General features: G+C 39.3%; 13 protein-coding genes and 1 pseudogene. 7 read left to right on the top strand and 7 right to left on the bottom strand.

Annotated elements, in window-relative coordinates; genetic code table 11:
* Nucleotides 1–176 precede the first annotated feature (176 nt).
* Together IQ264_RS20250 and IQ264_RS20245 are read left to right on the top strand one after the other, a co-directional pair.
* Nucleotides 177–6095 carry an ATP-binding sensor histidine kinase gene (locus IQ264_RS20250; protein ID WP_193982612.1) on the top strand — a complete coding sequence of 1973 codons (5919 nt, stop codon included), beginning with the start codon at nucleotides 177–179 and terminating at the stop codon, nucleotides 6093–6095.
* Between the two features lie 328 nt (nucleotides 6096–6423).
* A complete protein-coding gene (locus tag IQ264_RS20245) occupies nucleotides 6424–7887 on the top strand; it encodes a methyl-accepting chemotaxis protein (RefSeq protein ID WP_193982611.1) in 1464 nt (487 codons plus the stop codon).
* Nucleotides 7888–7890: 3 nt separating this feature from the next.
* On the opposite strand, the gene IQ264_RS20240 is transcribed toward IQ264_RS20245, so the two are convergent.
* Both IQ264_RS20240 and dacB read right to left on the bottom strand, forming a co-directional pair.
* Nucleotides 7891–10176 (bottom strand): diguanylate cyclase domain-containing protein, encoded by a 2286-nt coding sequence (locus IQ264_RS20240; protein WP_193982610.1) that lies wholly within the window; start codon nucleotides 10174–10176, stop codon nucleotides 7891–7893.
* A 134-nt stretch (nucleotides 10177–10310) separates the two neighbouring features.
* Entirely contained in the window at nucleotides 10311–11819 is a 1509-nt protein-coding gene (gene dacB, locus IQ264_RS20235) for a D-alanyl-D-alanine carboxypeptidase/D-alanyl-D-alanine-endopeptidase (protein WP_193982609.1), read from the bottom strand.
* Nucleotides 11820–11856: 37 nt separating this feature from the next.
* Between dacB and IQ264_RS20230 the strand changes: the two genes are divergently transcribed.
* A complete protein-coding gene (locus IQ264_RS20230; protein ID WP_193982608.1) occupies nucleotides 11857–13344 on the top strand; it encodes a hypothetical protein in 1488 nt (495 codons plus the stop codon).
* A gap of 196 nt (nucleotides 13345–13540) precedes the next feature.
* Here the strand turns inward: IQ264_RS20230 and IQ264_RS20225 are convergent, their stop codons facing one another.
* Nucleotides 13541–14788 (bottom strand): OFA family MFS transporter, encoded by a 1248-nt coding sequence (locus IQ264_RS20225; protein WP_193982607.1) that lies wholly within the window; start codon nucleotides 14786–14788, stop codon nucleotides 13541–13543.
* Nucleotides 14789–15085: 297 nt separating this feature from the next.
* Between IQ264_RS20225 and IQ264_RS20220 the strand changes: the two genes are divergently transcribed.
* The 3 genes from IQ264_RS20220 to IQ264_RS20210 all read left to right on the top strand — a co-directional run bounded on the left by IQ264_RS20220 (nucleotide 15086) and on the right by IQ264_RS20210 (nucleotide 19090).
* Entirely contained in the window at nucleotides 15086–15721 is a 636-nt protein-coding gene (locus IQ264_RS20220) for a TetR/AcrR family transcriptional regulator (RefSeq protein WP_193982606.1), read from the top strand.
* Nucleotides 15696–17294 (top strand): HlyD family secretion protein, encoded by a 1599-nt coding sequence (locus tag IQ264_RS20215; RefSeq protein ID WP_193982605.1) that lies wholly within the window; start codon nucleotides 15696–15698, stop codon nucleotides 17292–17294. The genes IQ264_RS20220 and IQ264_RS20215 overlap by 26 nt, the downstream gene beginning before the upstream one ends.
* Before the next feature lie 200 nt (nucleotides 17295–17494).
* Nucleotides 17495–19090 carry a DHA2 family efflux MFS transporter permease subunit gene (locus tag IQ264_RS20210; protein ID WP_193982604.1) on the top strand — a complete coding sequence of 532 codons (1596 nt, stop codon included), beginning with the start codon at nucleotides 17495–17497 and terminating at the stop codon, nucleotides 19088–19090.
* Between the two features lie 132 nt (nucleotides 19091–19222).
* Here IQ264_RS20210 and IQ264_RS33900 read toward each other — a convergent pair whose 3' ends face one another.
* From IQ264_RS33900 to IQ264_RS20195, 4 genes and pseudogenes are all read right to left on the bottom strand, one after another.
* On the bottom strand, nucleotides 19223–19270 hold the full coding sequence (locus tag IQ264_RS33900; protein WP_413470363.1) for a hypothetical protein: 48 nt from the start codon (nucleotides 19268–19270) through the stop codon (nucleotides 19223–19225).
* A gap of 5 nt (nucleotides 19271–19275) precedes the next feature.
* A pseudogene (locus tag IQ264_RS20205) lies at nucleotides 19276–19470 on the bottom strand (cation transporter); the annotation flags it as partial.
* A gap of 126 nt (nucleotides 19471–19596) precedes the next feature.
* Nucleotides 19597–21408: a biosynthetic-type acetolactate synthase large subunit gene (gene ilvB / locus IQ264_RS20200; RefSeq protein ID WP_322744765.1), complete on the bottom strand. Its 1812-nt coding sequence runs from the start codon at nucleotides 21406–21408 to the stop codon at nucleotides 19597–19599.
* 426 nt (nucleotides 21409–21834) lie between these two features.
* Nucleotides 21835–22383 carry a hypothetical protein gene (locus IQ264_RS20195; RefSeq protein WP_193982602.1) on the bottom strand — a complete coding sequence of 183 codons (549 nt, stop codon included), beginning with the start codon at nucleotides 22381–22383 and terminating at the stop codon, nucleotides 21835–21837.
* Nucleotides 22384–22885: 502 nt separating this feature from the next.
* Here IQ264_RS20195 and IQ264_RS20190 point away from each other — a divergent pair.
* Entirely contained in the window at nucleotides 22886–24571 is a 1686-nt protein-coding gene (locus IQ264_RS20190; RefSeq protein WP_193982601.1) for a diguanylate cyclase, read from the top strand.
* The last annotated feature ends 114 nt before the right edge of the window (nucleotides 24572–24685 follow it).

Here is a 24685-nt window from a genome sequence, read left to right as displayed (position 1 = left end):
AAGACGAAGCTTTATCTTTTAGCCCGAAAGCGTTTTTGTCAAGGGTCTAGACTGCAAAAATTTCCATTTAAATGCGCGTTAACTTACTACAAAACCATTGGGTATTTTACTTTGCACAAAAGAAATTTTATAGAAGAAAATATTGATTGACAGTATCGTAGGTCGAGGATAAGAAAATGATGGACAACTTAAATAAACTGTTAGGCAAATACCGTTTAACAGAAGCACTTTACGCTGGTGAACGCACCCTTGTTTATCGAGGAGTGTCAGAAGCCGAAAATACAGAATCCCGACCTGTAGTGTTAAAATTACTACGCCAAGAGTATCCCACATTCAATGACTTACTCCAGTTTCGCAATCAATATACGATCGCTAAAAATCTCAATATTTCAGGAATTGTCCGTCCCTACAGTCTAGAGACTTATCAAAACGGTTATGTTTTAGTCATGGAAGATTATGGCGGAATTTCCCTGCGAAATTATGCTAAAAGTAAAACTCTTTCCCTGCTAGAAGCGTTGGAAATTGCTCAACAACTGGCGACTATTTTACACGAAATTCATGGTCATAGAGTTATTCATAAAGATATTAAACCTGCAAATATATTAATTAATCCCGGCACAAACCAAGTCAAATTAATTGACTTTAGTATTGCTTCACTGCTACCAAAAGAAACCCAAGAAATCAAAAATCCTCATCAATTGGAAGGAACATTAACTTATTTAGCACCCGAACAAACCGGACGGATGAATCGAGGAATTGATTATCGGGCTGATTTCTACGCCTTGGGGGTAACTCTATTTGAATTATTAACGGGAAAATTACCTTTTGAGTGCCAAGAAGTAATGGAATTGTTGCATTGTCATCTAGCACAAGAACCCCCGAAAATTCACTATCTCAACTCTCGAATTCCCCCGATGGTATCGGCAATTGTGAATAAATTAATGGCGAAAAACGCTGAAGAGCGTTATCAGAGTGCTTTGGGATTAAAGTATGATTTAGAAATTTGTGTAAGCCAGTTAAAATCAACAGGTCAAATCGTCGAGTTCCCACTGGCACAAAGAGATATATCTGATAAATTTATCATTCCCGAAAAACTCTATGGACGGGAACAGGAAGTAAAGCTTCTCTTAGAAGCATTCGAGAATCGCGTTGCCAATGGCACAGCCGAGATGATGCTGGTGGCGGGCTTTTCCGGGATTGGGAAAACTGCTGTAATTAATGAAGTTCATAAACCGATTACTCGCCAGCAAGGGTATTTTATCAAAGGGAAGTTTGACCAATTTAATCGCAATATTCCCTTCTCAGCTTTCCTGCAAGCTTTGCGCGATTTAATGGGACAATTGTTGTCTGAATCTGACGCACAATTGGCAAAATGGCGCAGCAAAATTTTGGCAGCAGTCGGAGAGAATGGTCAAGTTTTAATTGAGGTGATTCCTGAATTAGAAACAATTATTGGTAAACAACCTTCTGCACCGGAATTGTCAGGAACGGCAGTACAAAATCGGTTTAACTTATTGTTTCAAAAGTTTATCGGAGTGTTGGCAACTCCAGAACATCCATTAGTGATGTTTCTTGATGATTTGCAGTGGGCTGATTCGGCTTCGCTTCAGTTAGTTAAACTGTTGATGGAAGACCAAAGTTATCTACTATTGTTGGGGGCTTACCGAGACAATGAAGTACAAGCTGCCCATCCCTTAATTTTGACAGTAGAAGCTCTCAAAAAAGCTGGGAAAACAGTTAATACAATTACCCTCGTACCTTTAAATTTTTCTGATACGAATCAATTAGTAGCTGATACCTTGCTTTGCTCAACCGATCGATCGCATCCCCTCACCGAATTAATCGATCGCAAAACCAAAGGCAATCCCTTTTTCACCACGCAATTTCTCAAAGCATTATACGAAGATGGGCAGATTACATTTAATCGCGAACAAGGTTACTGGGAGTGTGATATTGCTCAAATCAATGCGTTATCCCTCACCCAGGATGTGGTGGAATTTATGGCGACTCAGTTACAAAAATTACCCAGCACCACTCAGGAAGTTCTCAAATTAGCAGCTTGTATTGGCAATCAGTTTGATTTGGATACATTGGCAATTATTTCCGAACAATCTCCAACTATTGCTGCTACAGCCTTATGGAAAGCGTTGCAAGAAGGGTTGATTTTGCCAACCAGCCAAACTTATAAATTCTTTCAGGTAGAGGGGGATGTAGGGGAACACAGGATAAGAGGACAAGGGGACAAGGGGACAAGGGGACAAGGGGAAGTTCATGAATTGCCCCTACTCGATCGATCTGTGAATTTGACTTATCGATTTTTGCACGACCGCGTACAACAAGCAGCTTACTCTTTAATTCCTGAAGACCAAAAGCTAGCAACCCATTTGGCGATCGGTCAATTATTGTACGCCAGTACGCCGGAAACCGAGCTAGAGACGAATATCTTTGAAATTGTCAATCACTTCAATACAAGCATCGATCTGATTACCGAAGCCGATCGCAAACATCAGTTAGCCCAACTGAATTTAATAGCGGGACGAAAAGCCAAAGCCACGATCGCCTATCATGCAGCGGTCAACTACTTTACCCAAGGGATTGATTTACTGCCTACTGATGCCTGGATAAGAGACTACCAATTCACCCTAACTCTACATCACGAGCGTTTGGAAGCAGCTTGTTTAAATACAGACTTCGACAAACTGAGAGCTTGGGGTGAAGAGGTGTTACAATTTGCCACTTCCTTGCTCGATACTATCAAAGTCTACGAAACCCGAATGACGGTATTGCGAGCGCAAGGTAAATCCGAGGAAATCATTGAGACGGGATTAGAAGTGCTGAAATTGCTGGGTGTGGCATTTCCCGAACAACCGACTTTGGCAGATATTGGCGTAGTAGCAGAGCAAACTCGACTACTTTGGCAAGAACGATCGCCCCTCAGTTTGCTGGATTTGCCCGTGATGAGCGATCCCTATCAACAGGCAGCCATGCAAATCTTGACGAGATTGGTCGGACCGAGTTATATCGCAGCACCGACATTACTACCACTTTTAGTCTTCAAACAAATAGAACTATCGATTAAATTTGGGAATTCGCCTGTTTCGATCGTCTCTTATGCTGACTACGGATTGATTCTCTGTAGTGTGGGCGATCTGGATGCTGGGTATGGATTCGGACAACTTTCCTTAAATTTACTGGAAAAACTCCAGGCAACCTCATTTAAAAGCAGAGCTTACTATATAGTCAACTGCTACATTCGGCATTGGAAAGAACCTCTGAATCTTACGCTTCCATTCCTGCTCGAAGGCTACCAGGCTGGACTTGAAACCGGGGATTGGGATCTCTTAGGATTGAACTCAATCACATATACTCAGCACAGTTATTGGAGTGGTCGAGAATTGAGCGAGTTGGCTGAAGAAATGGAGGTTTACGGGCAAGCGATCGACCAACTCAAACAGGAACTAACCTTGCAATATCATCAGTGTTACCAGCAAACGATTCTGAACTTACTGGGACAATCTGAAGTTCCCTACAATTTACAGGGTAAAGTCTTCAATGCCAGTTCAGTGTTGACTCACTGGCAAAAGACGAATAATCAGATGGGATTATTTCATCTTTTTCTCAATCAAGCAATTCTCTCCTATCTGTTTGGACAATACGAACAAGCCGCCACACAATCTGCCGCAGCAGAACAATATAAAGATGGTGGTATTGGTCAGTTCGTAATAGCGATCCATGTTTTTTATGATGCTTTAATTCATCTGGCACGCTACAAAAATGTTTCTCCCGAACAGCAGTCTGCCATCAGAGAACAAGTCAATGACGATTTAGCCAAACTTCAAAATTGGGCAAGTTATGCTCCTTTTAATCATCAACATCGCTCCTTCTTCGTAGAAGCAGAAATGGAGCGAATTTGGGGAAAAAAAGCGGAGGCAATTGATTTGTACGATCGCGCCATTACAGTTGCGAAAAAGAACGGATATGTCCAAGAAGAAGCCCTCGGAAATGAACTTGCTGCCAAATTCTACCTGGAATGGGGTAAAGAAAAAGTTGCCGCAGGTTATATGCAAGAAGCTTATTACTGCTATGCCCGCTGGGGCGCTTTAGCCAAAATCAATGACCTAGAAAAACACTATCCTGAGTTACTCAAACCGATTTTACTGCAACAACAAATCAGTCTCAATTCTTTAAACACGATCCTTGGACGCACAATTCATTCATCTACCCAAACATCTAGTTCTAGCAGTACCGACATTAGTACGGCATTGGATTTCGCTGCAATTCTCAAAGCTTCTCAAGTTTTATCTAGTGAAATTCAACTGGAAAAATTAGTTTCTACTTTAATGCAAGTGGTGATGGAAAATGCTGGAGCGAAAAAGGCGGCTTTGCTGATGTTTAAAGATGGTAGCCTGGAGCTTACGGCAATTGGCACAACCTCCGCAGGTGTTACCCTACCTTTTATCCCTTGTGAAACAAGTGTTGACCTTCCGATCGCCACGATCAACACAGTCAAACGCAACTATAAAACGATTGTTTTGAATGATGCGATCGCCCAAAATGATTTTATGGCTGACCCCTATTTAATTCAGCAACAGCCGAAAAGTGTGCTGTGTGCGCCGATTTTAAATCAAGGTAAATTAGTTGGGTTACTGTATCTGGAAAACAAATTGACAGCTGGCGTATTTACAGCGGAACGCCTAGAAGTTGTGCAACTCTTATGCTCTCAAGCTGCCATTTCTTTAGAAAATGCCCGTCTTTATCAAGAATTACAAGCTTACTCTCGACAGTTAGAACAATCGTTGGAAAAATTACGAGTCAGTGAAGCTCGCTTTCAAAAATTAGCAGATAATATTCCGGGATTGATTTATCAAATACAAATTAAATCCGATGGATCGGCTTCAACGCCTTATGTTAGTTCTGGGTGTCAAACGCTTTATGAAGTAACCGCAGAAGAGTTGATCTCTGGGAAATATAGCTTCCGTGATTTTGAACATCCTGACGATAGCGCACAGGCGTTGCAAGTCGCTGTCGAGTCCGCTCAAAATCTGACTCCCTTTCGACATGAGTGGCGTATTGTTACCAAGAATGGAACTGTTAAATGGGTTCAAGCAGTTGCTCAACCGGAACGCCAAGAGGACGGAGAAATAGTCTGGGATGGCATGATGATCGATATTACCGAACAGCAAGCTGCGCTACACGAACGCAAACGTGCCGAACAAGAACTGGCACAAACAATGCAAGAACTGCAACAAGCTCAATTACTAATTGTTCAAAGCGAAAAAATGTCAGCTTTGGGCAATTTAATTGCAGGTGTGGCTCATGAAATGAATAATCCCCTTGGTTTTATTACTGCCACTCTCCAGCAAACTCAACCTATACTAGCTGATATTACCGAACACCTGAATTTATATCAAGAAACTCTGCCTAATCCCAGCACAGAAATTCTAGACCACGCTGAAGAAATCGAATTAGATTATAACTTAGAAGACTTGCCGAAGATGATTGATGGAATGCTCATGGCTTGCGACAGGTTAAGAAATATTAGCACCAGTTTGAGAACTTTTTCCCGTGCCGATCGAGATTATAAAGTACCGTTTAACATCCACGAAGGGATCGATAGCACAATTCTCATTCTCAAACATCGTCTGAAAGCCAATGAACAACGTCCCGCTATTGAAGTAATCACAGATTATGGGAATTTACCGCCGATCGAGTGTTTTCCGGGGCAGTTAAATCAGGTTTTTATGAATATTCTAGCTAATGCGATCGATGCTTTAGATGAATCAAATATCGGACGAAGTTACACAGAAATTCAGGCAAATCCCAACCAAATTAAAATTATTACTTCAGTGGAAAATCAGCAAGTAAAAATTATTATTGCTGATAATGGTAAAGGAATCACAGAAGAAGTCAAACAAAAAATATTTGACCAATTCTTTACGACTAAAACGGTTGGTAAAGGGACAGGTTTGGGATTAGCGATCGCTCGTCAAATAGTCGAAAAAACTCACGAAGGTCAACTATGTTGTAATTCCGTTGTCAGCGAAGGTACAGAATTTATAATTCACCTTCCTATTTTGTCACCTTGTTTAGATTGAGAAAATGCGATCGCCCTTCTCCTCCTGACTTCTTTAGCGTTCTTCTTGTCATTTTTTCTATCTAAAAAAACATGGGAGGGTGAGATATAGGCTCCTGTTACTAGTTATAGTTAATCATTAAATATTTTTTTTTAAATATATATTTACTCTCTTCCTTTGCTTTATTTGCTATTAAATAAAAAAGCTAGACCGCCTAACCCATGCTTTTTTCAAGCAATTTAGCAGAGAAATCTAAACTTTTTTATCGATTTTAGCTAGCTGGATCAACTGACCAATTCTAATGGGATTAATAGAACTATAGTTCTAGCCTGTTTCGGAGTAAGTATAAATGCCAAATTTTAGTAATCTCAAACTTAGAACACGCATTCTTTTAGGGTATGGGGTTCCGTTATTGCTGACAATTGGCGCAACCTCAGCAGTAATTATTAATGCTCAAGAAGTAGAAGAACAAGGAATAGCAACTGAACGAGGTTGGTTGCTAGTGCGAGATACCGATCGCTTAGAGTTAAAATTACACAAACGACAGTCATTGATTCGCGCCTACTTACTAACAGGTGAAGAACGATTTTTGCAGCGATATGAAAAAAGTGTTAGTGAATATAATCAATACATTAAATCTTTAGAAAAATTAGTGCAATTCTCCACTCCTCAACAGGCACAAAGATTAGAACAATTGAAGATTTTGGGTGAAAAAATTTATCAAACTAACCTGACATTAGCCAGACTAGTTAAAGCAGGTAATTCTAAGGCAGCTGCCAAGTTATTTTCTGTAGGTCAAATATTACCTTTGATTGATAAAGCAACAAAAATACTTCAGGATTTGAATATTACCGAAGATAAGTTGCAAGAGCAACGAGAGAATAAGAGAGCTAATGCTATGCGATCGCTAATGTTAGCAGCGATAGTTGGTACACTTGCAGCTATAATTATGGCAATTATAATTGGTTCTTGGTTGGCTTCTCGAATTACCAAACAAGTAAATGAAATTGCTAATAATATTGCCAGTTCTTCTAGAGAAATTGCAGTTACAGTAGAACAGCAAGAACGAACAGCTATTCGGCAATCTAGCTCTGTTAATGAAACTACAACCACAATGGATCAGTTAAATGTATCTGCACAACAATCTGCACAACAAGCTCAAAGTGCGGCTACAGGCGCTCAACAGGTTTTGTTATTAGCTGGAGAAGGCAATCAAGCAGTAAATCGTACCCTAGAAAATATGTTAATGCTGACTACTCGCATGAATACATTAGCTGAACAAATCTCAGTTTTAAATGAGCAAACTAATCAAATCCGTAGTATTTCTGGATTAGTTGCAGATTTAGCAAATCAAACTAATATGTTAGCATTAAATGCGGCTGTGGAAGCAGTGCGAGCCGGAGAACATGGTAAAGGATTTGGTGTAGTTGCTTCTGAAATTCGCAAACTTGCCGATCAAAGTAAGAAATCAGCTGAGAAAATTAATATGTTAGTTAACGCTGTTCAGTCGTCGCTTAATTCAACAATTATGGTGACAGATGAAAGTACGAAAGCAACTTTTCAAGGTACTAAAATTACTGAACAAACCGCAGAAGTTTTTAATCAAGTAACCAAAGCAATTAATGATGTTGCAGGAAGTGTACAACAAATTTCGCTGAATGCTCAACAACAAGCTATGGCTGTGCAACAGGTGGTAAGTGCGATGAATATTTTAAATATAGCAGCTAGAGATAATGCTAGTGGTATTAGTCAAACTAAGGTAAGTACTCATCAATTAAATGAAGCCGCGCAAAATTTAAAAGCTGTAGTTTAGTACTTATTCGAGTACTATTGAGGTGGTAGCAAAGCGATCGCGTCCCTGATTTTTTGCCATATAAAGTGCTCGATCTGCTGTTTCTACTAAAATTTCTAGGGACTTTTTGGCTACCGGAATTAAACTGGCAACACCCAAACTAATAGTAACGCGATCGCTCACAGCTGATTCAGAATGTGGGATTGATAAATCTCGAATTGCACAACGAATCCGTTCCGCAACTAAGATGGCTCCTTCCTGATTAGTATTTGGTAAAATAACCACAAATTCTTCGCCACCGTAGCGAGCAACCAAATCTGCTGGACGATATACTACCTTTTGAGCGGCTTGGGCTATTTTAACTAAACATTCATCTCCTGTTTGATGTCCGTAGCGATCGTTAAATCGTTTAAAATAATCTACATCAAAGATAATTAAAGATAAAAACTTTTGTTCTCTCAATAATCGCTGCCACTCTTTTTGTAGGTAATCATTAAAGCAACGACGGTTAGCAATTTGTGTGAGAGAATCAATATTAACTAGTTTTTCTAATTTTCGATTTGCTTGTTGCAATTTAGCTTTAGTCAGACGCAATGCTACTTCTGCTTGTTTGCGATCGCTAATATCTTTAATCACTACAATCATGCAATCCTGTCCTTCTAAATTGCAGATTTCTGCCGATATCAAAACAGTTCTGCTTTCTCTTGATTTTAGGTAAACATCAACTTCTAAATTGTCAACACTTCCGTTCGTTTCCAGAAATTTTTTAAACTTTTGACGGTCTGCTAAATTTTTCCATAATCCCAATTCTAAGACAGTGTAACCAATCAATTCTTCACGGGAATAACCGAAAAATTCGAGGCAACGGTTGTTAATTTCTATGATACGTCCTTCAGCAAGAGTGAGAATGGCAATCGGGTCAGGACTGGTGCGAAAAACAGTGGTAAATTTTTCTTTAGAATCAAGAAAAGCAGTTTTAATGCGATCGAACGAATCCCGCAATTGTTCTGCCATTAAGTTAAAAGATTGTGCCAGTTCTCTTAATTCTTTTACTTGGCTTTTGATTGCCAAATATTGCCCTAAATTACCGGATGCCATTGCTTGACTAGCTTGGTTAATTTGGGAGATTCTTTTAGTAATTTGGTTGGCGGTAAATAGTCCTAGTGCGATCGCTACTCCCAAGGCAGCAACACTCAATAAAATTGTGTTACAAGTATTAGCGTTAATCTCTTCCATAAAATCAGATTCTGGAACAATAATTATTATTAGCCAATCCAAACCATACCGATCTTGATAAGGCACAACTCGGATAAACTGCCGTTGTCTTTTGTAAATTAAGTTGAGTTCCTGTACTATTTGCCAACTATCAAACTTACCTAATTTTTTTCCTAACTGTTGAGTAATTTCTCGCATTTTAGCATCTCGGAAGTTCACTGTAGATAATCTTTTTGATTCTCCATTTGCCTGTTTGATATAAGGAATTTCTAAAGTTGATGTGGCAACTAAATCTCCAGAACGTTCAATAATAAATGTTTGTCCAGTAGGTGAAAAATTTAATTGATGCAGAAAGATACTGATATCTGACAGCGAAAAACTGGATGTAAAAATTCCCTGAAATTTTCCATCAGCATGATAAATAGGAACAGATGCTTGCATTCCTAAAATAGACGTTATGCGATAGATAAAAATCGGAGTCCAACTTTGTTTTCCCACTTTTTTCGCATAAGAATACCAGGGAAGTTGACGGAAATTATCAGGGAAGGTATAAACTAATTTTCTAGGATTACCTTGGTTATCAATCAAAAAAAAGTGGCGTTGAGTCAAATTGTTTTTGTTGACTTCCATTAAGTAAATTGTCCCGATAGGCAAGTTTTCTTTAGTCAACTTCTCCGCTTTTTGGCGAAATTCTTCGGTGAGTATGCGTCCATAACCGATCATTTTTCCCCCATCACTCCAAAAGAAGTTATTAGCCAGGGATGGATTCAAGATCATTTGCTGCCATAATTGTTGCCGTAGTTGCTCAAAATTCTCGGTATTGAGACTAAGTTGCTTTACTGCTAAATCGTTTGCTGCGACAACTTGATGGGGAATATGTAGATAATTAGTTAAGCGATCGCTAATCCTTTCTCCCACTTGTTCTATCATCTGATTTGCTAGGTTTTCCACTGCCTTTTGTCCACTTTGAAAAGACAAATAACCTACCAAACTTACTACTCCCACCGTTTGCAGCACAAAGGGCACTACCAGCACTAAACGTAAGGTAATTTTCTTCAAGACATGATTTAACAAACGAGACAGAATATTCAGCATCTTCAAGATACATAAAAGAACAACAGGTCTCTCCTAAATCAGAATCTATCTAAAAAGGATTTTTATCTATTTTGCGATCGCATTTATCATTTAGGGATCTTTTTTAACAAATTCAATGCTACCAATGACAGATTTTACTCACACCGACGTAACTGTGTTAGTAAAAGCACAATTTCATCAATTGATCCCCGAATAAACTGCGTAGGTTGATTTGATTGATTCACCATAATACTAAAAACCAATCTTTCATAATTAGGTGCGTCAACATATCCAGATAATGTCGCTACTCCTGTTAGAGTACCCGTTTTCGCATAAACAATTCCCATCGCTGGAGTATCTTTAAATCTATTTCGTAAAGTTCCGCTAACTCCAGCCACAGGTAACGAAATCCGATAAATTCCTGCTTGGCGTGACTGGGAAATCACCTGCAAAGTTTGTACTAAAGATGCAGGACTCACTAAATTACGCCGAGATAAACCAGACCCATCTGCTAAGATAAAACTTTCACCATCAACTCCTAAATTTACCAAAGTCGTTTTAATGATATTTAATCCTAAACTAGCCGAATCTTGATTGTTTGTTGTTAAATTGTTCACTCCTAAAGTTCTTAACAAAGCCTCAGCATAAAAATTATTGCTGGGTTGATTAGTGTCAGTAATTAATTGGGATAAAGGAGGAGATTCCACAAAAGCTAATTCCGGTTCATTAACCTTTTCTGCACTGTTTATGACCTGAGATTGAGCCACAGTAATTCCCGCTTGAATTAAGGCTAATTTAAAATGCTGCAAAAAGTGTTCCCCCGGATCTCTGACAGGTACAGATAATACTTCGGGTGGAGAGTCAATTGCTATTTGTCCGCGAATTTGTAAGCTTGATTTTCCGAGAATCCCGTAAACTTCAAAATCACTTTTTGTTCCACTCGCTGCTGTCAATGTTTGATTCTCAATTTGCCATTGCCAAGCCGCAAAAGGGTCATTCCAAGTAATTTTTACAGGTTGACCTAATTCTTGGGGTGAAAGCTGTAACTCCACTACATTTTGATTCAAAATTAAACTATTGACAGGTGCGCCATAATCTGAGTAAACATCTTCCCATTCCCAAGTCGGGTGCAGTGGTAATGCTTGAAAATAACCATCTTGGACAATTAACTGTTGAATTTGGCGAATTTCCTGACGGCGTAGCTGTTGAGCCAGGTCGCGCAATTGTGCATCTGTTAAACTAGGATCGCCACGTCCGACTAAGCGCACAACGCCATTTTTACCATAAACAGAAGTGCGGATGCGAAAGTCCGATCCTAATTGCAGCAAAGCAGCCGCAGTGGTGAATAACTTGACGTTAGAAGCGGGAATAAAGTATTGTTGCTCGTTACGGCTGTAAAGGGTGCGTCTAGGTGATAAAGTTTGAATCAAGATGCCCCAATGAAGGCGACGAAGTTCGGGACGATCGACGATCGTATCGATCGCTTCTGGCAATTGAGCAGGGCAAATATTCCTTGCAGAATTCTGCTCACCTGATACTATAGACTGTGTAGAATCAACTAATTGGGCTTCAGCAGAAACAGCTTTTAAACCCAAGGGAAAACCTGAAAGCAATATTAAAACACCGACTGTTCTACCAACTGCTGTTAGCCTTTGAAATCTCATACATCACAAAAAAGCTTAGGTTTTTATAGCTTAAATTATGAGAACACCAAATAAAAATTTATACCAAAGTCCAGTTCCTAAAAAATTTCGGTTGCGTGGCAACAGCTTTCTCACTTTTTTTACTGGAGTAGGTGTTATTGTTGGCATTTTAGCGTTAACTGCTGTAGGATTTATGGATGTTTTCGATCGAGAATCACCTATTCCCAAAAAAGCACTACAACCTCAAGCCAATCCCTCCAATACTCCTGTAAATATTCCCAATGTAAATTCTCCTAATCTAGCTTTAGAAAGCAATTCAACAGTTCAAGACAATTCTTATTTGCAATCTATTTTAGGGAATAAAGGCCAAATACAATTAGTTTCTTTGCTGCGAGATTTCGGCAAGACCGATGAAGTGAAACTGCAAATGCGAGTTTATCGAAATGCCGCCGAAGTCACACCGACTGATATAATTAATGTTGGTAGTATATCAGCAAAAAATTCAATTTCTGGAGAAACTTACCAACCAATCGATCCTGTAAAGCAATCTTCAGGAATAATTAAATTGTCCGATATTCCAGTTGGTAAATATGTAGATGCTTATGTCGTTTTAAGAGTACCGAAAAATGCGATCGTACTTGATATTATTAGCGACAATGCTACTAAATTTAAAAATACCTTAATTGGCATTGCTGAACCAGTAGTTACTGGTTTAAACAATAATTCCTCACTTCCTCCCATTAGCGGAATTTCTGGACTACCAAAAGCACCAATTCCGGGAAATACGGCTTATCCCCTGCCTTCAGCTATGCAAAAAGCTAATTTACCCGAAGTTGCTGTACCGGGAAATTCCACAAACCAAGATATTAGCAATGCCTTAGCAATTGCCTTTGGAAAAACTCCAGTATCAACTTCAGTTACTACTTCACAACAACCAAAGAATCAAACTCAAACTACTCCTGTTCCCATTCCTTCTGGGGCTAATTTAATTAATCAAGAAACTCAAACTGCTCCTGCCAAACCTAATCTTCCGCCTCCGCCCACTGTAATAAATTCCAAAACAAACAGCCCAGAAACTACTCCACAAGCTAATATTCCATTAGCAGATAAAGCTGCACCAACTCTTCAAGAACATGATATAGTTTTAGAAAATAATGGTGGATTTAAACCAGGTGAATTTACTCAATTAGCTTACGGTAGTAAAGCTAGAGTTGAATTAATTTCTGTGCAACGAGTTCCCGATCCTAAATCAGGTGATCCTGATATAGTAAGTGTGCAAATGCGAATTAGTCGCTTGGATGAAAAAGTTGCAGAAACTAATATCATTAAACTGAGTGACACAACTGCCAGTAATTCGGTTTCTGCCCAAAGCTATAAACCAGTGAATTCTTTGGAAAATGTTTCTCTACCTGTAGCTTTGAAAGATATTCCCCAAAACAGTTCTATAGATACTTATGTGTGGTTAAAAGTACCAAAAGGAGTTTATGCAATAGATATTTTTGTCCCCGAAACTGGTGCATTTAAAAATGTACCAATTGCTCATTAGCAAAGAGATGGGGAGATGGGGAGATGGGGAGATGGGGGGAGTTCCTTAATTTACATCAACAACTCTCCCCACTTCTTCCCTGTTTCCTTTTAACTCAAATCTTGCAGCAATGGAGGTAGAACCTCCTAAGACCTCGTTCCCAGGTTCAACCTGGGAACGTGAAATAGAGGCTCCGCTCAGGAGTGTAAGATCTGAGTTAAGAAAGATCCATTTCCGATGTAACTTTTTCAGAACGCTTAAGTAAAAACCAAGCACAAATTATTCCCACAATTGCCAGAATAGCAGTGACAGAGAAAGCTAATGTGTAGCTGCCGAAAATATCTCTAATTCTGCCTGCTACGATCGTACCAAACAAAGCCCCCACACCATAAGCTGTGAAAACAATACCATAGTTTTTGGCGTAATTATTCGGATCAAACAAAGTTAAAGTCGCGGTGGGAGCAATAGCCAACCAACCGCCCAAAGACAGCCAAAATAGACAAAAAGCTACCAAATAACTAGCAACATTTCCTTCGCCAGCACTGCTCATTAAAATTGAAGCGATTAGGATCAGCACGTAGTTAATAATGGCAGCATTTCTCGGTTTATATTTATCTGCTAACCAACCGAATAAAGGACGACCTAAACCATTAAACACGGCAAAAAGTGAAACTGTTGCTGCGGCGGTGCCTGCATCTAGTTTAATAATTTCTTGGGCAACTGGGCTAGAAATTCCAATTGCTGATAGTCCGACAAATGTGCCGATCGTATAGCAAATCCATAGTCCATAAAAGGATGAAGTTTGCAACATTTGCCCATCATAATTTATTGGCATTATGGATGAGCGGGAAGACTGCGAAGCTGCGGGTTTCCAATCTTTTGGCGGAAAAGTTAGAGTAGCAGAAATTAACAGAATAATGATGGTAAAAGCAATACCTAAAATTAAAAAAGTTTGTGCTACTTTATAAGTTTCAATCAAAAGTTTGGCTATTGGTGCAGTGACTAAAGGCGATAAACCAAAACCAATTACTGTTAAGCCAACTGCTAATCCTTTTTTATCAGGAAACCATCTAGCAGTGACAGCTAAGGGCACTCCATAAGCAATTCCTACACCTGCACCTGCGATGATTCCATACGTGAAAACTAGGGTAGAAATATTAGTAGCAAAACTTGAGAAAATATAACCTAGTCCGGTGATTATACCCCCAACTGCTGTCACTGTGCGACAGCCATATTTATCGATAAAAAAGCCAGTAACAGGCATCAAAATTGCAAAAACTACCAACAATACTGTAAAGGGTAATAAACTTTCCGTCGCTCCAATACTAAATGCTGTTTCTAAAGGCTTACGGAAAATACTCCATGAGTAAACTGTGCCAAGACACAGTAATACTATCAATCCTAATGGAATGTACAACCACCTGCCTTGTTCAGGTGCCATTCCAAAAACTTTTGTTGTTTCCATTTGTTTAATTTCTCAAATGCAATTCCCAGGTACAAGCTCTATATACTAGCCAGCTAATTAGGTAATTTATTATACTGTATTTATTTTGAAGAATTTAATTAACATAATTTAATAAAAACCCTAAATTATTTACTATATTGATGTTTAGGAAAATGTGGGAGTAAGCGATCGCAAAATAAAGTATCAGTATTAGGAGAAAATAACAGAAAAAAAAGTTACTTAATCTGATAAACCAAATTTGACTATGTTTGATTAGATTTATAATGCAAGTAAGTACTTGCATACGAAACAAAGATTATGGATAATAGTAAAACCGCAGTGACTCGTAATCGCTTGCTAGAAGCTGCTAAGGAGGTGTTTGCTAAGGCGGGGGTGAACGGTGCAACAACAAAGGAAATTGCTCGCGTGGCGGGAGTAAATGAAGTTACTTTATTTCGCCATTTTCAGAGTAAAGAGCAATTACTGAGCGCAGTAGTCCAGCAATTTACAGCCATGCAAGCAGAAGCTTTGGCTCATCAGGAGGAGTGGACTCAGGATCTTAGAGATGACTTGAGGCACTATGCTTTGCTCTACAACGCTATGTTGGAAGAGCATGAGGCTTTAATTCGCACCTTTATTGGCGAAGCGCGAAGACATCCTGAAGCGGCGCGTCGCATCATTTACGAAACAACGCAACCGTTACGGGAAAAGCTAATTACTTATCTGAGCAATAGTCAAAAGCGCGGCGTAGTACGCCAAGGCGTTGATTTAAGAGCAGCAGTGGATATATTCACAGGAATGTTGCTTGGAGGAATGCTGCGTCGTAGTGCTAGTCCGATTCCACTTGGTTATAGTAGCGAATCTTATTTAGAAACTTCCGTTGATTTATTTGTCTCCGGTATTAGTACGATTAAAAGCAGGTTAGAACATGAAGAAGCACAGCACAACATTTGATTCTAATGGAAAATACGGGAGTCAGAAAGTTGACTCGAACGATAAATCCGATTCAGAAATATTGGCTGAAGAAGAGCTATCTTCATCAGAGGTAGAGACAGAGGAAAACACGCATCAATCTGCTGCTGAAGAAGCAAAAGTTGCACAATCAACTGCATCTGTTCCTACTAAAAAGAAGAGTAAAACATTATTGTTTTTAATTGGATCGATCGCACTTATTAGCGGAGCAATTTTTGGTTGGCGTTGGTGGCAATTTAACCGCACTCATGTTACTACTGATAACGCCCAAATTGAAGGACATATTTCCCAAATAGCGCCGAAAGTTTCCGCCACAGTACAACAAGTTTTAGTTCAAGAAGGCGATCGCGTTCAAGCCGGACAACCTTTAGTTATTTTAGAAGATCGAGATTTAAATTTAAAAGTTCAACAAGCCGAAGCTAATTTACAAGCTGCACAAGCACAATTAAATAGTGCGGCTCACACCGTACCTTTAGCAGAAAATACTAATACTAGCGACATTCAACAAGCACAATCGAACTTAGCGGCGCAACAAGCCGGAATAGTTGCAGCACAAACAAATGTTCAACAAGCGCGATCGACAATGGAAGCAATGCGATCGCAATTACAACAAGCTTTAGCCACAGTAGCAGCTAATCAAGCCAAAGTCCAAAAAGCAGAATCTGGAGTGTTAGCCGCTCGTGCTAAAGTTACTCAAGCGCAGACAGAATTAACTAAAAATCAAAAAGATTTTCAACGCTATCAAACTCTTTACGAACAGGGAGCAATTTCTGCTCAACAACGTGATGTTGCACAAGCAGCTTTTCAAACTGCTCAAGCAAATCTAGGTATTGCCAATGAAGGAGTAAAAGAAGCAGAAGCGGAAGTTAACGATGCGCGATCGCAACTCCAACAAACACAAGCTGCTGTTAATAGTAACCAAGCACAAATTCAATCAGCACAAGCAGCGGTAGATAATGCACAAGCTCAAGTGCAAAAATCTCAAGCAGAAGCAGAAGCTGCGAAAGCACAAATAGCCGGAACAAAAGCAGCAACTCAAAAAGTAGTTGTACAACAGGATCAAACTCAAGTTGCTAACGCCCAAGTTAAGCAAGCAGAAGCAAATTTAGCCCTAGCACGCCAGCAACTTACTTACACGACAATTTATGCCCCAGTAAGTGGTTATGTTGGTCAATTAACTGCTGAAATAGGTCAAAAAGTACAATCAGGACAACCCCTTTTAGCTGTTGTACCACTACAAGCCGAGCAAATTTATGTGCAAGCTAATTTTAAAGAAACCGCTTTAAGAAATTTGCGAATAGGAGAAATAGCAGAAATAGAAGCAGATGCTTATCCAGGTCAAGTTTTCCTAGCCAAAGTAGCAGGTATTAGTCCCGCAACAGGAGCCCAATTTGCTTTGCTACCTCCCGATAATGCCACTGGTAACTTTAATAAAGTTGTGCAGTGGGTGCCAGTACGTTTAACTTTTCTGCCAAACTCCGATCCCGAACACAAACTCAGAGCCGGATTAAGTGTTCGTGTCACTGTGAATACTGAAAATGGGGAGAAAAAATAAACTGCTTATTCTGTATTTATCTGTGTTCATCTGTGTTTATCTGTGGATATCTGTGGTAAAAAACAACCTATAACACCCTACCAAAAATCTTCTAATAACATCTGCGTTTATCTGCGTTCATCTGCATTTATCTGCGTTAAAAAACAACCCCTGACACCCCACCAAAAATCTTCAAATTGCTAGTAAAAAAAACAAAATCAGTGACAAATACTAAGATTAATAGCGCCAAAGTTAATCAATCGGGTTATATTACTGGGCCGCTTAAATGGGCGATCGCAGCCACAGCAGCTTTAGGAGCATTACTAGAAGTAATCGACACCAGTATTGTTAACGTTGCTTTGACTGATATGCAAGCAACTTTAGGAGCAACAGTTAGTGAAATTGGTTGGGTTGTTACCTCTTACGGTATTGCTAATGTAATCCTGATTCCTTTAAGTGCTTGGCTAGGAGACTACTTTGGGCGGAAAACTTATTTTACTTTTTCAATGATAGGTTTTACCCTTGCTTCAGTGCTATGCGGTTTTGCTTTTAACTTGCCAATGTTAATTATTTCTCGGATTTTACAAGGCTTATTTGGCGGTGGGTTATTAGCTAAAGCGCAAGCGATTTTATTTCAAACTTTTCCTCCCCAAGAACAAGGTTTAGCTCAAGCTGTTTTTGGTGTGGGAGTAATTGCTGGGCCTGCGATCGGCCCCACTTTAGGAGGCTATTTAACTGATACTTTAGGTTGGCGGTGGATTTTCTTTATCAATCTACCAATTGGTATTGTTGCTGTGATTATGTCTGTGATATTTTTACCACCAGATAACAAACAAAACAGCAAGCGTAATACTACTGTTGATTGGTGGGGAATTCTCTTATTAACTATTTCCATAGGTAGCTTACAAACAGTCTTGGAAGAAGGACAAAAAGAAGGGTGGTTTGAATCGAATTTTATTACTATTTTGACTGTAGTTAGTGCGATCGCCTCAGTATTATTTATCTGGCGAGAAATGACTACCAAACATCCAGCTGTAGATTTGCGCGTACTCCGTCATCGTTCTTTAGCAGCAGGAAGTATTTACTCAGGTATTCTCGGTATGGGACTTTACGGCGCACTTTTTGCCATCCCAATTTTTGCTCAAAGTATAGCTCACTATACCGCATGGCAAACAGGTTTATTGTTAGCTCCTGGTGCTTTAGCTTCAGCAATTACCATGATTTTATTAGGTAAAATATCCTCAAAAGTTGATGCTCGAATTTTGATTGGTATAGGTGCAGTGGGATTAGGTTTTACAATGTTTAATTTAGCTGATATAAACCCTAATACAGGTGCTCACGACCTATTTTGGCCGCTGATTTGGCGGGGTGCATTTACAGTGTTAATGTTTTTGCCATTAAGTTTAGCAACTTTAGGGCCGCTTCCCAAACAAGATATCTCAGCTGGATCGGGATTTTATAATCTGACGCGCCAGTTAGGTGGCAGTATTGGAATTGCGATTTTAACTACTTTACTTGACCAAAGGGAACATTTTCACCGAGCCGTATTATTAACTCATATTACGAGCTATGATTTAGCAACTAATCAGCGTATCGAGTTGTTTACACAGGCATTTCAAAGCCGGGGAATGGACGCTTACACCGCACATAAACAAGCATTAGCAACAATTAGTCAAATTGTGAATCTTCAAGCAGCTATTCTATCCTTTGCCGATATTTTTCGCATAGTTGGGTTAGCATTTCTTTGCTCTTTACCTCTGTTGTTCTTTCTGGGTAAAGGTGGAGCGAAAAATTCTGCTGCTAACGCTGCTCATTGAATGAAATTAGAGACATTTCCTATTAGTAATTACCAAAGTTAATACAGGAAAGAGCGATCGCACCCTACCCAAAATATGTGCGATTGCTCTTGTTTCAATTAACTAGGTGAACGACAAATTCTTGTCTGTATTTCATGTTTCTTTGATGCAAGGGTTTCCATGACAAACCTTGGGATCGATGCTAATACTAAACCTAATACATCACTTAAATTATGACCAGCATCAGCAAGTAAAGCCACTGAATGAGCCAAGAAACCATAAATAGCTTCAATAAACATAAAGCCAAAATTAAGAATTAAACCTATTGTAAAAGCTCGACTGTAATTAGTTAAACCATGAGTATGTTCATGATGATGATGGTGGTTACGATCGTCTCCCATACCTAATTCTCGCTTGCAAAAAATACACTGATTAACAAAAAACACTCTAGCTAAAAACGATTACTTTGATAAAAAGAGGCGTGAATCTTCACGCCCCTAGACTATCATTAATTAGTGAAAATCAACTTACAATTTCGTGCCACATTCTGGGCAGAAATGGTTAGTTGAAACATTCTTCGCACCGCAATGTTGACAGTAAATTAACTCAGCGACTCGATCGGTCTTCGGACGTTCTGGCAAACCGATCATCTGTGCATTGCTCTTACCAGGAGCTACCATTGGGTAGCAATTTTCATCGCGCTTCACATGAACATCTAGCAACACAGAACCTTTGTGTGCTAGCATTTCGGCGATCGCATCTTTCAACTCTTCCCGTTTACGAACCACAATGCCTTTCAAGCCGTAAGCTTCCGCCAACCTCGGTATGTCAGGCATTCCCGATTCCATATTCGATGCCGAATAATGCCCATCATAGAAAGTTTCTTGCCACTGGCGCACCATCCCTTGCCAACCGTTATTAATAATCACAGTTTTGACATGGATGCCATACTGAGCAAGAGTTCCCAACTCCTGAATATTCATTTGGATGCTGGCATCTCCGGCGATACAAATTACCTCTTCATCACCTAGCGCCACCTTAGCACCCATAGCCGCAGGCATTCCAAAACCCATTGTGCCTAAACCAGCACTAGAAATCCACTTCCGAGGACCATTTTTCAAGAATTGCGCTGCCCACATTTGGTGTTGACCAACATCAGTGGTGTAGCAAGCATTAGGAGCTTGTTTCCACACTTCCACAACAACTTCTTGCGGAGACAGCACATCAGAATACTGAGGCACAACTAAAGGATAATCATTTTGCCAACGATTGATGCGTTCCAACCATTCCTTCGTTTGCTCGACATTTCCACAAACCCCTGTTTCATAACAACGGCGCAGCAACTCCATCAAAACTTGGTGCACATCACCGACAATTGGCACTTCGGGGGCGCGGTTTTTGCCCACTTCTGCTGGGTCAATATCAATGTGAATTACTTTAGCACGGGGGGCAAATTCATCTAATTTACCTGTTACTCGGTCATCAAAACGCGCACCAACAGCAATTAACAAATCGCATTCTGTCACAGCAAAGTTAGCATAAGCGGTGCCGTGCATTCCCAACATTCCCAATGCCAAGGGATGATTTTCATCAAAAGCGCCCTTACCCATCAAAGTTGTAGTTACTGGGATTTGGAAGCATTCGGCTAATTCTTTGATTTCGGAATGGGCGCTGGCTGCGATCGCACCTCCACCTACATATAATAAAGGTCGATGCGCTTCCCGAATTAAACTAATTGCTTGGTTAATTTGCCGGGGATTACCTTTAAATGTAGGTCGATAACCGTGCAATTTCACCGAACCAGGTTCTACTGGCACATAATCAAATTCTTCTAATCCTACATCTTTAGGCACATCAATTAAAACTGGCCCCGGACGACCTGTGCTGGCAATGTGGAATGCTTCCGCCACAATTCTCGCCATGTCTCTTGGGTCGCGGACTACATAAGAATGTTTAACAATTGGTAGAGTAATTCCATAAATATCAATTTCTTGGAAAGCATCAGTACCAATTGCGGCGCGTGGTACTTGTCCGGTAATTACTACGATCGGAATCGAGTCCATATAAGCCGTAGCAATCCCAGTTACTAGATTAGTCGCTCCCGGCCCAGAAGTACCGAAACATACACCTACCTTACCAGTTGCTCGCGCATAACCATCAGCAGCATGAGCAGCACCCTGTTCATGTCTGACTAGGAAATGCTTGATATCGCCTGCTGCTTCAAAACGATATACTTCATCATAAATTGGTAGAATTGCCCCACCTGGATAACCGAAAATATGCTTTACGCCATGACGTTTGAGACTATCGAGCAAAGCAAACGAACCTGTGGCACGTATGGCATGAGGGAAAGAATTTTCCTCCCCACCACTGGATTCTTTGGCAGTCAAGATTTGAGTTGACACGGGATTTCATACCTCACTATAGACAACAACTAAATTTGCTCTGGCTAATTTGTATCTAATAATACTTTATGATTAGCTCTCCATCTTTGTATTGCTACTTACAATTTTTATACTGATTTCTTTGGTCAAAACTAAACATACCTATCTTTTTAATATTTCTAAAATCAATCGTCGGAAATTAAATAGCATTGCAGCATCAGCAAATCCTTAAAATGCTTACCAGCAAGGCAATTTACGAAAAGCTTGTCTGAGGAACTGGTGAATAAGTACCATTGTGCCACAATAATATTCTGAAAGGTTTACACTTTTTATGTATGATTTTTGGAACTTTACCTTAAATAGAAATTGTATCTAAAAGTTTTACGTTTTGTATCTGTCTAACAACATAGTTAAAAATTGGGCGGCTGTTGTCCGCGTTTTCGGTTCGGATTGACCGTTTTGCGGGTGTATCCACCAACCAACCGCTGTTTGGGGTTGTTGCCACAGTTCCAGATGTTCCACTGACGGTGCGGCGTAGAAACTATCCTCCCCGTTTCCTAGTAAAGCGGAACTCCAATGGGTAAAGTAATCATGGCTAAGTCGATGAATGGGAAAGTTACCTGTTAAAGGTACACCCCAACCGTCTAAAGCAATAAAAGCTGTGACTTTACCTCCAAGAAGTTGCCATCCCCAAGCTGCTGCTATTGCACCTACAACACCAGCACTGAAGCTAATGAATGCGATCGGTGAAGATAGGGAATGATTTTGACGCAAAAATTGCAAAATATGACCAGATGAGTAAGCTGGGTAATCTTGTATTGGAAAAATTAGGATATTTTGCGGTTTTTGGCTTGTATTTAATTTTAATCCTGCCAGGAAACTCTCTGTTAATTTTGGTTGGTGAATCCCAGGACAAATAATTAAGCTCATCACTTGTTACGAAAATAACTTTATTAATTACTAAATTAAACTACGATTTCTTTTTATGTACCTATAAAGAAAACTTTGTTAGGCAATTAAATTTACCTTAATAAAATCAAGCAGATAACTGAATATTAAGCAACAGGTTAAAAATTAATTTTCCTTACTTTTCTTTAATTTATTTTACAAATTTAAAATTCTTCTTAAAAGTCTTAAATTATTCTTTTATTTGCGAAATCCATTGATCCTTTTTGCTAGATTATATTTACCTAACCTTATCTGTATAAGTCTGATGATTACAAAAAACTAAAGTTGAGCGATTTAATCAGCATCAACTAGACATAACTAGATAACTATCAAAGTTGTCTATTAAATAGTAATCATCATAGGTATTTCAGAAATGAATATAAAAAATTAATTAGTCGATGGCAGAAGCAAGTTTTTGTTTTGCTTTCTGTTCCGGCTTTTTAATTTACTAACTTTACTAGTTAATAACACCCATGTAAATCAAATGGAAGCTAACCAAAATGACCAACCAAAAGAACTGCAATTATTAGAAAAAATTGCCCTAAAATCTGGTGATTTAAACGAAAAGTTATCAGTAGGAAAAACTTTAGTTGGTAAGCGAAGAGTAAAACCCAAGTTACAAACAGCCAAAAGCCAGCTAGAAATGCAACTGGCCTATACTATCTTAGAATTGCGGCAAGCTTATCAGGAAGTTCAAATTAAAATTATTGAAAATGAGCGTATTCAAAAACTCCTTCAAGAGCAAGCAGAATTACTAAATTTAGTTGACGATGCCATTCTGATTCGAGACTTAAATAATATAATTAGCTTTTGGAACCAGAGTGCAGAAAAAATGTTTGGCTTCGCCAAACATGAAGTAATAGCCAAACCTTATTATACTCTGCTAAGAACCCAATTTCCCAAACCTTTGCCAGAAATACAATCAGAATTTTTTCAAAAAGGATGCTGGGAGGGAGAATTAATCCATACTAAATCTGACGGTACACAAATAGCGGTTTATAGCCGTTGGATATTGAGAAAAAATGCCAAAAATATACCGCAAGAAATTATTGAAATTAATAAAGATGTTACAGTTGTTAAAGGTACAGAAGAAGCATTATCTGCTGTTGGATTGAGATTGGCTACAGAAGAAACTTTGCAGAAAACTAATGAAAAACTAATTCGCTGGGTAAAAGAACTCGAAGCTCGTAATCAAGAGATTGTTCTCTTAGGTGAAATGAGTAATATCTTGCAAGCTTGCTTAACTACTGAAGAAGCTTATCAGATAGTTGCTCAGTTAATTGAGCCGTTGTTTCCTGATATGTCAGGAGCAGTATTTATGATGAGCAATTCCAAACAATTAGTTTCTGCTGTTGCTAGTTGGGGGGATGCTAGTGCTACTACTGAAATGGTATTTACTCCTAATGAATGTTGGGGATTGCGACGTGGACGATCGCATTTAATAGAATCTTCTCATAGTGCCATTAAATGCAAACATAGTCACCATGATTCAACATTTGGTGAATCTCTTTGTGTACCGATGATGGCACAAGGAGAAGCTTTAGGAGTTTTATATTTAACTGCATCAAAAGGATTACTTACCAAAGCGAAACAACAGTTAGCAATTACCGTAGCTGAACAAATTGCTCTAGCATTAGGTAACTTAAAATTGCACGAAGCTTTGCAGCAACAAAGTATTCGCGATCCGCTCACAGGTTTATTTAATCGGCGTTATTTGGAAGAATCCTTAGAACGCGAAGTTAGTCGTGCGGAACGCAAGGAACAAAACCTGGGAATTATTATGTTAGATGTGGATCATTTTAAGCGATTTAATGATACTTTTGGTCATGATGCCGGGGATACATTGTTGCGGGAATTAGGACTTTTTCTGAAAAAAAATATTCGCGGTTCGGACATTGCCTGTCGCTTTGGTGGAGAAGAATTTTTAATAATTTTACCAGAAGCTTCTGTGGAAGTTACTGTACAAAGAGCTGAACTAATTCGCGAAGGAATTAAGCATTTAAATTTACATAATCGTAATCAACAATTAGGGACTATTACCGTATCTTTAGGAGTAGCTATTTTCCCCCAACATGGTATGACAGGTGAAATAGTAATCCAAGCGGCTGACACAGCTTTGTATCAAGCTAAGGCACAGGGGCGCGATCGCGTAATTGTCGCCCTATGTTAAAAAGAGGGGGAGGAAAGTTTTGAGTTTTGAGTTTTGAGTTAAAGAGAAAATTTTAGGTTATACAATGAACTTCCGCTTGTCCCTTTATCCCCTTGTCCCCTTGTCCCCTTGTCC

The sequence above is a fragment of the [Phormidium] sp. LEGE 05292 genome (genome assembly GCF_015207735.1).
In the GTDB taxonomy this organism is placed as follows: Bacteria; Cyanobacteriota; Cyanobacteriia; order Cyanobacteriales; family Aerosakkonemataceae; genus Floridanema.
Note: the sequence above shows the minus strand (reverse complement) of the source record. Positions and strands in the feature narration are given on the sequence as shown.

Bases quoted from the DNA above. Each gene is read 5' to 3' on its own strand.
- IQ264_RS20190 (WP_193982601.1), top strand. From the start codon at position 22,886: ATGGAAGCTAACCAAAATGACCAACCAAAAGAACTGCAATTATTAGAA.
- IQ264_RS20195 (WP_193982602.1), bottom strand. From the start codon at position 22,383: ATGAGCTTAATTATTTGTCCTGGGATTCACCAACCAAAATTAACAGAG.
- IQ264_RS20250 (WP_193982612.1), top strand. From the start codon at position 177: ATGATGGACAACTTAAATAAACTGTTAGGCAAATACCGTTTAACAGAA.
- IQ264_RS20245 (WP_193982611.1), top strand. From the start codon at position 6,424: ATGCCAAATTTTAGTAATCTCAAACTTAGAACACGCATTCTTTTAGGG.
- IQ264_RS20230 (WP_193982608.1), top strand. From the start codon at position 11,857: ATGAGAACACCAAATAAAAATTTATACCAAAGTCCAGTTCCTAAAAAA.
- IQ264_RS20225 (WP_193982607.1), bottom strand. From the start codon at position 14,788: ATGGAAACAACAAAAGTTTTTGGAATGGCACCTGAACAAGGCAGGTGG.
- IQ264_RS20215 (WP_193982605.1), top strand. From the start codon at position 15,696: ATGAAGAAGCACAGCACAACATTTGATTCTAATGGAAAATACGGGAGT.
- IQ264_RS20240 (WP_193982610.1), bottom strand. From the start codon at position 10,176: ATGCTGAATATTCTGTCTCGTTTGTTAAATCATGTCTTGAAGAAAATT.
- IQ264_RS20220 (WP_193982606.1), top strand. From the start codon at position 15,086: ATGGATAATAGTAAAACCGCAGTGACTCGTAATCGCTTGCTAGAAGCT.
- dacB (WP_193982609.1), bottom strand. From the start codon at position 11,819: ATGAGATTTCAAAGGCTAACAGCAGTTGGTAGAACAGTCGGTGTTTTA.